This is a genomic window from Mucilaginibacter gossypii (genome assembly GCF_900100945.1).
Taxonomy (GTDB): domain Bacteria; phylum Bacteroidota; class Bacteroidia; order Sphingobacteriales; family Sphingobacteriaceae; genus Mucilaginibacter; species Mucilaginibacter gossypii.
The window spans coordinates 778,683-790,684 of the sequence record NZ_FNCG01000001.1; the positions used below are offsets into that span (position 1 = coordinate 778,683).

The 12,002-nt window shown below is 42.5% G+C and carries 10 protein-coding genes; 5 read left to right on the forward strand and 5 right to left on the reverse strand.

Annotation, left to right across the window (positions count from 1 at the left end; translation table 11 throughout):
- The first annotated feature begins 1 nt into the window (after position 1).
- The 3 genes from BLS28_RS03290 to BLS28_RS03300 are packed head-to-tail and all read left to right on the forward strand — an operon-like array spanning position 2 to position 3,213.
- On the forward strand, positions 2-964 hold the full coding sequence (locus BLS28_RS03290) for a FecR family protein (protein WP_091162848.1): 963 nt from the start codon (positions 2-4) through the stop codon (positions 962-964).
- Positions 964-2,697 carry a carboxypeptidase-like regulatory domain-containing protein gene (locus BLS28_RS03295; RefSeq protein WP_091162849.1) on the forward strand — a complete coding sequence of 578 codons (1,734 nt, stop codon included), beginning with the start codon at positions 964-966 and terminating at the stop codon, positions 2,695-2,697. Before BLS28_RS03290 ends, BLS28_RS03295 begins: the two co-directional genes overlap by 1 nt.
- 45 nt (positions 2,698-2,742) lie before the next feature.
- Positions 2,743-3,213, forward strand: a complete 471-nt coding sequence (locus BLS28_RS03300) for a RidA family protein (RefSeq protein ID WP_091162940.1) — start codon at positions 2,743-2,745, stop codon at positions 3,211-3,213.
- A gap of 251 nt (positions 3,214-3,464) precedes the next feature.
- Here the strand turns inward: BLS28_RS03300 and BLS28_RS03305 are convergent, their stop codons facing one another.
- Complete coding sequence (locus tag BLS28_RS03305) at positions 3,465-4,775, reverse strand: PQQ-dependent sugar dehydrogenase (protein WP_256337327.1); 1,311 nt, start codon at positions 4,773-4,775, stop codon at positions 3,465-3,467.
- Between the two features lie 274 nt (positions 4,776-5,049).
- Here BLS28_RS03305 and BLS28_RS03310 point away from each other — a divergent pair, with 274 nt between their 5' ends.
- Positions 5,050-5,853, forward strand: a complete 804-nt coding sequence (locus BLS28_RS03310) for a hypothetical protein (RefSeq protein ID WP_091162850.1) — start codon at positions 5,050-5,052, stop codon at positions 5,851-5,853.
- A 191-nt stretch (positions 5,854-6,044) separates the two neighbouring features.
- A complete protein-coding gene (locus BLS28_RS03315) occupies positions 6,045-7,058 on the forward strand; it encodes a LacI family DNA-binding transcriptional regulator (RefSeq protein WP_091162851.1) in 1,014 nt (337 codons plus the stop codon).
- A 57-nt stretch (positions 7,059-7,115) separates the two neighbouring features.
- On the opposite strand, the gene BLS28_RS03320 is transcribed toward BLS28_RS03315, so the two are convergent.
- The 4 genes from BLS28_RS03320 to BLS28_RS03335 all read right to left on the reverse strand — a co-directional run bounded on the left by BLS28_RS03320 (position 7,116) and on the right by BLS28_RS03335 (position 11,860).
- Positions 7,116-7,802, reverse strand: coding sequence for an arylesterase (locus BLS28_RS03320; protein WP_091162852.1), 687 nt, complete (start codon positions 7,800-7,802; stop codon positions 7,116-7,118).
- Between the two features lie 20 nt (positions 7,803-7,822).
- Entirely contained in the window at positions 7,823-10,381 is a 2,559-nt protein-coding gene (locus BLS28_RS03325) for an ABC transporter permease (protein ID WP_218134334.1), read from the reverse strand.
- Between the two features lie 4 nt (positions 10,382-10,385).
- A complete protein-coding gene (locus tag BLS28_RS03330; protein WP_091162853.1) occupies positions 10,386-11,075 on the reverse strand; it encodes an ABC transporter ATP-binding protein in 690 nt (229 codons plus the stop codon).
- Positions 11,076-11,227: 152 nt separating this feature from the next.
- A complete protein-coding gene (locus tag BLS28_RS03335) occupies positions 11,228-11,860 on the reverse strand; it encodes a MarR family winged helix-turn-helix transcriptional regulator (RefSeq protein WP_091162854.1) in 633 nt (210 codons plus the stop codon).
- Positions 11,861-12,002 lie beyond the last annotated feature (142 nt).

Consider the following 12,002-nt stretch of genomic DNA (forward strand, 5'->3'; position numbering starts at 1 on the left):
CATGATGGACGATTTATTAACCAAATACATGCTGAACGAGACCACGCCGGTTGAGAATGAAACCATCAACCGCTGGCTTGGCGAAAATGATGATAACCGGAAATATTTTGATCATTTTAAACTGATCTGGGATACCAGCCGCGAACTTAAAATAGAAAGTAAGCTTGATCCCGATACTTCATGGGTCGAATTTAAACAGTTGGCACAAAACAGGGGTGAAGCACCGGCTAAAATTAAATCTTTAAAGCCGGTAAACCGCTGGCTTAAAATGGCTGCTATGTGGCTGGTGATATTAGGCACTGCCGGTACCTTATACACCCTGCTCAAGCCGGTCAAAGTTAATATGCTTGCACTGCAAAGTGGTAATATAGTACGCAAGGTTACCTTATCAGATGGATCATTGATCACCATGAATAAAAACTCGGTGTTGAATTACCCGGACAGATTTACCGGCGATACCAGGGAGATATCGTTAAAAGGAGAAGCTTTTTTTGATGTGGCTCATGACAAATCAAAACCATTTATGATCCACGTAAATGATGTGGTTGTAAAGGTGGTTGGCACATCATTCAATATCAAAGCTATTGGCCCTAATACCGAGGTTATTGTTGAAACCGGCGTAGTGCAGGTAATTCAGCAGGAGATCACCGTAAAGCTAAAGCCGAAGGAAAAAGCATCAGTACAAGGTGGTCGCCTGCAAAAAGGTAGCAGCCAGGATGAGCTATATAATTATTATCGTACCCAAAAGTTCGTAGCTAATAAAACACCACTATGGCGGCTTGTGGACGTACTCAACGAGGCCTATCACGCAAATATTGTGATAGATAATAAAAAGCTGGCTAATAGGACTATAACAACCACATTTAAAGCAGGTTCACTTGATGGGATATTAGAGGTCATAAGCAAAACCCTTGGCGATGTTAAAGTGATCAAAAAGCCTCATCTCATCATAATCAAAAACTGATGGAAAAGAAACTAAATATATTATTTTATATAATGCTCGTATTGGCGGGCTGCCTGCTCATTACCAACGCGCTGGCACAGGATAACCTGAGCCGTACTGTAACGCTCAGTGTTAAACAAAAAAAGATAGCCGAGATACTGACCATTATCGGTGAAAAAGGTAAGTTTTATTTCTCATACAGCAATGATGTCATTAAAACTGATAGTGTGGTGAGCATAGTATCATCCGGGCAAACAATTAAAAGCCTGCTTGATGAGCTGTTTCATGGCAGGGTTGATTATAAGGAGTCGCCGGGATATATTATACTCCGGCCTACCCCATACAGGTTAACCCTTGTGCCTGATACCCTGGCCGGGCCAGGCAATGTTTATTACATCAGCGGTTACGTGTATGATGATTTCACCGGCAAAAAACTTTACAATGCCAGTGTTTATGAAAAAAATTCGCTGGAATCAACCCTTACCGATCAGAACGGTTACTTCCAGCTCAAGATAAAAGCCAATGGTATGATTACTCTTAATGTAAGTAAGGAGCTATATCGTGATACCAGTATCAATTTTTTAAATAATGTAAACGTATCCATAAAATCACGCGAATATTATTACAGCGCCGATGCCGCAAATTCAAAATCAGACAGGAGCTGGCTGGGCAGAATGTTCCTTTCATCAGGCCAGAAAATACAGAACCTTAATTTAGGCGGTTACCTTTCAACGGTTCCGGTACAAACCTCGCTTTTACCAAGTTTAGGAAGCCATGGTATGATGAGCGGGCAAATTGTCAATAACTTTTCGCTCAATATTTTAGGGGGGTATAACGGTGGCGTTAATGGCGTTGAACTTGGGGGACTGTTTAATATCAACAAACAGGAAGTTAAATATGTACAGGCGGCCGGGCTCTTTAATATTGTTGGGGGTAACAGCAAAGGCGTTCAACTGGCCGGCATTAATAATAACGACCAGAAAAACATAGAAGGTATCCAGGCGGCGGGCATATATAATATGGTAAAAGACAGTCTTAAGGGTGTTCAGCTTGCCGGGATCTTTAACCACGTGAGAAATAGCAAAGGTATCCAGGCGGCAGGTATTTACAATTACACCCGGAAAAACAACAAAGGTTTTAGTATTGCAGGGATAGCCAATGTTACAGGCAACGACGCAAGTGGAATGCAGATGGCAGGAATTTTTAATAAAGCCCGGGTAATAAAAGGTGTGTCATTTGCTATGGTAAATATTGCCGATACGCTTGATGGTTATGGCATCGGCTTATTGAATATTTCGCGTAATGGATATGCTAAAATTGAAGTGTACAGTAACGAGATCACTACAACAAACATCGCCTTTAAATCGGGGAATGCTAAACTGTATTCCATCATATCAGGCGGCGTTAATTTTACAGATAAGCATGTTTATTATAGCACAGGTTTTGGCTTAGGTCACGATTTTATCTTCAATAACAATATGTCACTGTCAGCTGAAGGTTCGACTCACTTACTATTGGCAAAAGGATGGAAAAACCAAAATCAGATAAACCGGGTAAGCGCGTTGCTCAATTTCAGGGCAGGTTCAAAAGTTAGCTTCTTTGCAGGGCCGTCATTTAACGTTTACACAAACTATGGCCATCATCCCGGTGACGGCGATATTCAGCAGATCATAAAAAACAAACCCGGTTTGATTGATTGGGGTAACCGCACAAAAGGTTGGATCGGTTGGTCGGCCGGTATCACGATATTGTAAGTGTGCTTTAATATGGTCAAATTTGTGCAAACCAATAATCACCTGATGAAAAAAATCCTTTACCTCATTTTGTTCTGCACATCGTCGGCTTGTTTTGCCCAGGAGGCTAATAAAGACGTGACTTTTTTAAACCCATCCACAGTCGGTAAGCCATTTGGCTATTCTCACGCTGTAATTGTTGACCTGGGTAAAAATAAAATGGTGATCATGTCGGGCCAGGTTGGTTTGGATCAGGCCGGTAAGCTTGCCGGCAAAGGTGATCTGGCGAGCCAAACTGAACAGGTTTTTACTAATATCAAAAACATTGTTGAGGCTGCAGGCGGCACCATGAATGATTTGGTTGAGTTGAACTACTATATCATAGACGCATCGCAGGTACAGGTAGTTCGTAATATAAGGGATAGATATGTGGATACAAAGCAACCACCGGTAAGTACACTGGTGCAGGTAAGCAAGCTTTTCAGAGATGATATTTTAATTGAGATAAAAGCGACGGCTGTTATCAAAAAGAAGTGAGGTTGATATTAAGCCTGCGAAGTTTTAAAAACTTCGCAGGCTGATTTACGTGTTACCACTTTTTATTGGCAGCCCTTGCTACCTTTGCCTATGCAGCAGTTACCTCATTTGCCTTATTGCCAAAGGCCATTAAATTAAAAAAAACCGACGACAGGTTACCTTGTCGCCGGTTTTTATGTCTTATTTTTACCTGTGAGGCAATACTTGTAAGTAAGATTATCAATGATAAAATGAGGGCTTTTCTTAGTCCGTTATTGTTTTTTATAGGTGATTTTATAAATATTTCCAGCTACATCATCGGTAACGTAAAGTGAGCCATCGGGGGCTTGCGCCAAGCCGCATGGACGGTGGGCCGCAGCGCCCGAAGCAGTATTAGCAGCAGAGCCAGAAAAGCCGTCGGCAAAAACTTCCCACTGACCATTAGGCTTGCCATCTTTAAACGGTTGAAATACCACGAAGTAACCAGCCTGCGGTTCAGGTGCGCGGTTCCATGAACCATGAAAAGCTATGAATGCACCATTTTTATATTTCGCGGGGAACTGATCGCCGGTGTAAAATAACAGGCCGTTAGGGGCAAGGTGGCCCGGATAAGCAGCTGCAGGGTCGATAGCATTTTTTCCGCCTTCAATCTTGCCGTCGCCGCCATATTCAGGCATCAGCATTTTTTTATGTTGTTCCTGGTCGTAATACATATAAGGCCAGCCTGCATTATCTCCTTTTTTAAGCGCATACATACACTCGGCAGGTAATATGGCCGATTGTTTAGCGGTGAAATATTGTGGATAGAATTCAAAAAGCTGGTCGCGGCCGTGCTGCATTACAAAAAGCTGGTTGTTTTGCTGGTTCCAGGTGATACCTACAACATTACGCAGACCGGTGGCATAACGTATACCATCGCCATAATGCTGGTTCAATTTATCTGCTTTAAACTGCCAGATGCCGCCGGCCGAATCTAAAATAGGGCAGCCCTTTTGGCCCGGGGAACCTTTTTTTCGGTCTTCAACCTGGCAGGCATTTGAGTAAGCGCCAATGTTTACGTAAATGTTGCCATCGTTATCAAGCGTTATGGCCTTAGCTTCATGCTCATGACGGCTAATAAGGCCGGTAACAATTTTTTCGGGCTGGTCAGCATTGATTACCTCGCCCTTATCGTTCAGTTTATAACGAAAAACCTCTTCATCCGACGATGCATACAGGTACCCGTTTTTAATCGACATGCCTGTGCCGCTATAAGCGCCAAAGCTGTTCTTTACGGTTGCCTTGCCGCCATCTTCGTGAAGCATTAATATCCCCTTGTTGTTTTTAACATTTGTAAGCTTTACATAGATGTCGCCTTGCGGTGTAATGGCAATATGGCGGGTGCCACCAAGTTTTTCAGCAATAATACTGGCGCTAAAGCCTTCAGGAGTTTTAATACCCGCGTTTTCTGTTGATGGAGCAGGAGTAGAAGTGCTATCAGCAGTTTTCTTTGAGTCGCTATTACTTTTGCAGGCTGTAATAAACATAATACCTCCCATAGCAACTACAGGCAGTATGGAACGTAATAATTTGCGGTTTTTCATGGTGAAAATTAATGGTTATTAAATTAAGTAAATATACCGATAATCCTAAAATCTCTTTTGTAGTAATCGAGTAACATTGTTGATTTTTTTTAAGCATATCAATTAATAAAATTTGGCAACAATAGATTGCGGCCTTAATTGTTTGAAATAAAATTTGGTTAAAAGACTTGCGGGTAAAACATAGTATCAATCAACTAATGTTGTGACATATAATGCTGTGTTTGATTAAACCATTGCTGATAGATATCGTCCTAACTATATAAAATTTACAATTATGAAAAAGTTAGCCATATTATCAGCAATAGCAGCCGGAAGCTTATTTATCAGTAAAGCCAACGCACAGGTATCTATACAATTTGGTATCAATATCCCCGCTCATCGCGTTTACGTACCTGCCCCTCCTCCGCCAGTAGTTGAAGAAGAGCCTGTTTATGATGATAATGTAAATGTTAGTGACGACGATGATTATTACTATTTACCGGAAGTAGAAGCTTACTATAATGTAGGAGCCGGATGCTACTACTACAATGACGGAAGCCGCTGGGTAAGCTGTGCTTACCTGCCAGGCGCTTACCGGGACTATAACTGGCGTACCGCTGTGCGTTACGAAGTAAGAGCTCCACGACCATACTTGCGTCACGATTTTTACAGGCAAAGGTGGGGCGGTTACATGGGCGACCACGGTAACTGGGGGCACCGCTTTGACAGAAGGCCTGCAGGTGGCTATGCTTATCGCCCGGGTTGGGGTGGTGATCGTGGAAACTGGGGCAGAAGGCCTAATCCATATGATAACCGTGGTAACTGGGGAAGTGGCAGGGATGATCATAACTGGAGCAACGGTAATCATGACCGTGGTAACTGGGGTAATGGAAACCAGTCTGACAATAACAACCATGGTAATCATGGCGGATGGGGTAACGGACAGCCTAACAATGGCAACAATGATAACCATGGCGGTCATGACAATCGCGGCAACTGGGGTGGCCGACCATCGAACGGCGGCGGTTATGACAGGGGCAATGGTGGCGAGCGTTTTTCTCAAAATGGAAATTACGGCCGCGGCATGCGCAGGTTTTAATATTCTAACTCCCTATATATTAACTGAAAGGTCGCCTGGTATGGGCGATCTTTTTTGTTTTATATGTTGTTGTGCATTTTTGAGTTATGTTGCATGCATTAATTAATAAGTAATATAAACCATTTATTATCTACTAAACCTGTTTAGCATTACCATTTATATTATATATTTGGTTTTAAAATACTAAATCCTTGAAGAAGAAATTATCTATAGTTGACATTGCCAATAGTCTGAATATATCTAAAACTACCGTATCTTTTATCCTTAATGGTCGCGCACAGGAAAAACGCATCAGCGACGAGCTGGTGAAGCGAGTACTTCAATATGTAAAAGAGGTTGGTTATAAACCCAATTCGTTAGCCAAAAGTTTACGCACCGGCAAATCAAATATCATTGGCTTGCTGGTGCAGGATATTTCCAATCATTTTTTTGCCACAATAGCACGCCGCATAGAGGATCTCGCTTACCAAAATGGGTATAAGATCATTTACAGCAGTACAGATAACGATACGCAAAAAACGCGCGAACTGATAGCTATGTTTCGCGACAGGCATGTTGACGGCTACATTATTACCCCGCCCGATAATATTGAAGAGGATATCAGCGACTTGATCAAAGATGGTTTCCCGGTGGTGCTTTTTGACCGCTACCTGCCTAAAGTAGCTACCGACTATGTAGTGGTTGATAACCTGTTCAGCACCTTCAACGCCACACAATATCTTATTGATAAGGGACATAAAAATATTGCTTTTATAACTTATAGCTCTATCCAAACTCAAATGATAGAAAGGCTTGAGGGTTATGAAAAAGCCATGCACCAAAGCAAATTAAAACCCAATATAACCGAGGTCGATTTTCACACTACCGTTCAGGAGATGCTTAAGTTAATGACAAACTTCCTGGAAAAAAATAAGGATGTCGATGCTATTCTGTTCGCCAATAATCATTTGGGTAAATGCGGTTTGAAGGCCATCCGTAAGGCAGGTAAAAATATACCGGGTGATATTGCTTTGATCGCGTTTGACGATTACGAACTTTTTGAATTGTATACCCCGGCTGTTACCGCTATAGCTCAGCCAATTGACGAAATAGCCGACAACGTGATCAAGCTGCTGATGGAAAGGCTTAACGCTACTGTCCCTGAAGAAAAAAATCAACACATAACATTAGCAACCGAACTAATTATCAGGGATTCATCAAACTAATGAACTATTTTGCAGGATGAATTCGGGGTGATGGTGTACCAGGTCTTGAACGATTGATCATTTCAATTCATCTTGCAAAACTGCCCAAACATTATTGGCTACAATCTTCGCACCCTGAGCAGTAGGGTGGATGCCATCGCCCTGGTTAAGTGATGGTACGCCTCCAACGCCTTGCAATAAAAAGGGGACAAGGGCCATATTGTTTTTTTTAGCCAGATGGGGGAAAACGTTTTTAAACTTACCGGTATAATCGGCGCCCATGTTCGGCGGTACTTGCATGCCCAGCAAAACAAGTTTAGCATCAGGATATTTGGCTTTTACCTTATCTACTATGGACTGAAGATTTTTGGCGGTTTCGTTTACCGGAATCCCGCGAAGGCCGTCGTTAGCCCCCAGCTCCAATACAAAAACGTCTACTTTTTGCTTTAACAGCCAGTCTATGCGGCCATTGCCGCCTGCAGTAGTTTCGCCGCTTAATCCGGCATTTATTACTTTATACGGTAATTTTAATGAATCAACCCGGCGACTGATTACACCCGGAAATGCATCGGCAGGGTCATCAAGACCATAACCGGCAGTGAGGCTATCGCCAAAAAATAAAACTATTTTTTTTGAAGCCGAATCAGTTTTAGCAGTTTCTGTGGCAGCTTGCGTCTGATCATTGTTTGATGATTTAGCACCGTCACCGCAACCCGCCATTGTAAGGGCCGCAAGCAAGATACCGCTTAATGTAACTTTGTTCATATAAAATAAATACAATGCGCTCAGGCGTTTGTTCTTAAAATCTCAAGCGGCGGCTTGTTTAGCACTCCGCGGCTGTTTAGTAAGCCAATAACAACAGTCAACAAACTTACTATTAAAAATAGTACAAGTGCCGGTAACATGTTCACACTGTACGGTATTTCAAAACTATATTTTGCCAGGAAATAAGTGCCCGCAAAAGCTATCAGGATTCCGGTTAAGGCCGACAGGCTGCCCAAAAACCAATACTCCAACGCTGTTATAGTGAATATTTGTTTACGGCTTGCACCAAGCGTACGTAATAAAACACTTTCCTGGATGCGCTGGTATTTGCTGATCCGCACAGATGCTATCAGCACCACAATACCTGTTATAATACTGAACGCGCTCATGAAACGTATAACGTAGCTGATTTTACTTAACAGCTCATCAACAACACTTAAAATTAGCCCCAGATCAATTATCGAAACGTTAGGATAAGCCCTTACTACAACCTGCTGAAAAGCTGCTGATACCTTGTTTGATGGCACGTGTGTCATCAACACATGAAATTGCGGTGCACCCTCAAGTATTCCCTTCGGAAAAACCACCTGAAAATTGGTTTGTACCTTACCCCAGTTAACCTTGCGGATACTGGCAACATATGCCGGCATTTGTACGCCCTGCACATTAAATACTATTTTGTCGCCAATTTTAAGATTTCCCCGTTTGGAGAGGTTTTCTTCAACGGATACCGGGATTTCTTTTGAAGGATCAGCTTTACCGATCCATTTGCCATCCAGTAATTTTTCTGAAGATGTTAATGAATCCCTGAAGGTTACCCGGTATTCCCAGGCAAAAACACCATGCTGTATTTTGATGGTAGTGTCCTTCGTAAGATCGGCAGCGGTTTTGCCATTAATTTGTTCAATACGCATAGTAACTATTGGTACTCGTTGCAGTACCGGAAGCCCCTGTTGTTTTGTTAACTGAACAACACCTTTTTCCTGATTGCTTTGGATATCAAACAAGATCATGTTTGATTGATTACCGCTGGATGAAAGATTAACCTGCTGTACCAATAACGTCTGCACAAAATAAAGTGTGCAGATAAACATTGTGCTTAAGCCGATTGATACGATAAGAATAATTGTTTGATTATTGGGACGGTATAAATTAGCAAAACCTTGTCGCCACAGGTAACTCCATGAACCTTTTACTATTGCTTTAGTGATGCGCATTAACAGCCAGGCCGTAGCGGTAAGGATCATGAATGCAATTAAGATCCCAAGTGTAAACAGGATACTGCCTATCACGCTGTCTAACTGTAAATAAGTAAAAGCTATTATAAAGATCAGTATCAACAGGTAAACCAGCCAACGCAAAGGATCCCGTCTGTTCACGCTCTCATCAACTGAAATTCGGAGCGTGTTAAGCGGCGAAATTTTTCGAACAGAGATTAAAGGGAGTAAAGCAAATAATATGGAGATAATGACCCCAAGTAAAATACCCTGGCCAATAGCCATCCACGATATTTGTACGGAAATGGTAAACGGTAAAAAGTCCTTAAATACAATGGGGAGTAAATGTTGAACAGCGGTACCAAATATAGCCCCGGTAACAGAACCGATAATCCCGATGCCTACAATTTGTATCAGGTAAATCAAAAATGCTTCGGATGATTTAACACCAAGACAACGCATAATAGCTATCGATGCAATTTTTTCTTTTACATAAATATGGATTGCACTGGCTACACCAACACAGCCCAGCAATAGGGCTACAAAACCAACCAATGATAAAAAACGGCTCAGGTCGCCAAAGGCTCGGCCGGTATTGTCTTTCTTGGTTTCGATGGTTTCAAAGCGCATTCCGGCCCTGTCGAGTATTGGGTCAATTTTTTTGCTGAGCTTATCTACATTTACGGATGAATTGAACTTGTAATAAAAACTGTAATTAACCCGGCTGCCAATTTTTACAAGCCCGGTTTGTTCCAGGTATTGCATGGGGATATAAACCACCGGGGCAATACCCGCCATTACGCCGCTTTGACCGGGTGCTTTATTCAGAATGCCGGCAATCTGAAAATTGAGATTGCCAACTTTTACCGAATCGCCCACTTTGGCATCGAATTGCAGCATCAGGGTTTTATCAACCAGCGCCATTCTGCCTTTTTTAAAGGTGAGTCCGGCTACCTCGGGTGTAGTTTCTAAAGTGCCGTAGTAGGGGAAACCTCCCTGTAAAGCCCTGATCTGCACCAACCGGGTACCATTTGTGCGCGGAAAATAAAGCATGGACGCAAAGCTTCGTTCCTGTGAGCGCTCGTCGCCTAATGAATCGAGCATATGCTTCAATTTATCATCAACAGGTTTGTTTCCGGATATGGCGAGATCTGCACCTATGAGAGTGGCTGCCTGATCGTTCACATCATTTTGTACATTGTACTTAAACGAATAAATGGCTACCAGTGCAGCTATCCCAAACACAATGGCGGATATAAAAAGGAAGAGCCTTGAACGGTTGCGCCGGCTATCGCGCCAGGCCATCCGGAATAGCCAGGGGATATTTATCTTTCTTTTAAAATCAATTGCGGTATTGTCCATTAGCTTATCCGTTAATGGTTTTTTCGTCGGCAATCAGTTTGCCGCCCTTAATCCTGATAATGCGCTGTGTTTTGGCTGCCAGCTCAGGGTCATGTGTTACAACCACGAGGGTAGTGCCCGCTTCCTTATTCAGGTCGAAAATAAGTTTGATCACCTTATCGCTGGTTTCTGCATCCAGGTTCCCCGTGGGTTCATCGGCAAACAGGATCCGGGGAGCATTTGAAAATGCGCGTGCAAGTGATACACGCTGCTGCTCGCCGCCCGAAAGCTGGAGCGGGTAATGATGGCTGCGCTCTGATAAGCCTACTTTATCTAAAAGATCCAAAGCCCTTGCTTTGATGTTTTTTTCGCCCCTAAGCTCAAGTGGCACCATGACGTTTTCGAGTGCAGTTAGTGTCGGTAGCAACTGGAAATTCTGAAATATGAAACCTACATGCTGATTCCGCACTTGTGCACGCTGATCTTCAGTAAGCTTGTTAAGGTTAATGCCATTGAGTTCAACGGTGCCTGAAGTTGAGCGGTCAAGCCCGGCACAAAGGCCAAGCAGGGTGGTTTTTCCGCTGCCTGATGGCCCGACTATAGCATTGGTTGAACCTACTGCGACTGAGAAATTTATTTGATCGAGCACGGTGAGTGTACGACCTGCACTTTGGTATGTTTTACTTAAATCAGAGATATTGAGGATATTGTCCACAGATGTTTTTTTGGTATAGATACAAAAAAGCCGGGGTTGTTACTACGCCCGGCCATTAAACACCCAAGTATTATGCCATCTTTACTTTTAGCTGACATTGAGTTTTGAGGTTGGCTTTTATCTGAATAATAACGACGTAACCGGGATTGAAGTTAAGCTTTATCTGCCATTGCAAGCTCATACATCTGGTCAAAAGGTTTATTTTTTAGTTCGATGGCAACAGCGGAGTTCCGCTGCTCACAATATTTTAGCATTTCATAGCAATCGGTTAAAATATCATCATCGATACCTTTAAAAGTCATTTCCACCACTTTTCCAGAGATCTTATAATATTCGTCAAGAGCCGTAATACCCTTCTCGGTTATTTTGATCAGCTTAGCCCGTTTGTCATCGGGGGAGGTTCGTTCATCTATCTTGTTTTCCCGGATGAGCCGGTTAATGACTTCCATGCCGGTTGTTGTTTCGGCAAACATATAGTTGATCAGGTCGCTTTTTCTTACCTCACCAAGGTGAAGTAAACCATTCAGGTAATAGAAACTTTCGGCAGGAGGGATGCCGATGTGGTTAACTGCCGACCGGAAATAAAGCGAATAAGCGCTCAGGATGCGGCCGAGGGTTTTAAGCAGGTATGCGCCGTTCATGATGCGCTCACCTTTTTTGCCGGCTTGTTTAGGTTTTGGGCGTTGCTTTTGCAGATAATATCTGCAAAACGCTTCTACAGTAGGTTGTTCACTTACTTCTTCAAAAGCAGCCCATTCATCAACTAATTGCACTATTGGTTTCATTTTGTTACGGTTTGGGTGTAAAATTATAAATTTATTTCTAAAATGTTTTAATTGTTCCTAAATAGAAATATATTTGCCAAACTATATCGAAATAGAAATATATGGAAAATGAGAATGGCTTGCCGTTCTGTTCTGATTTATT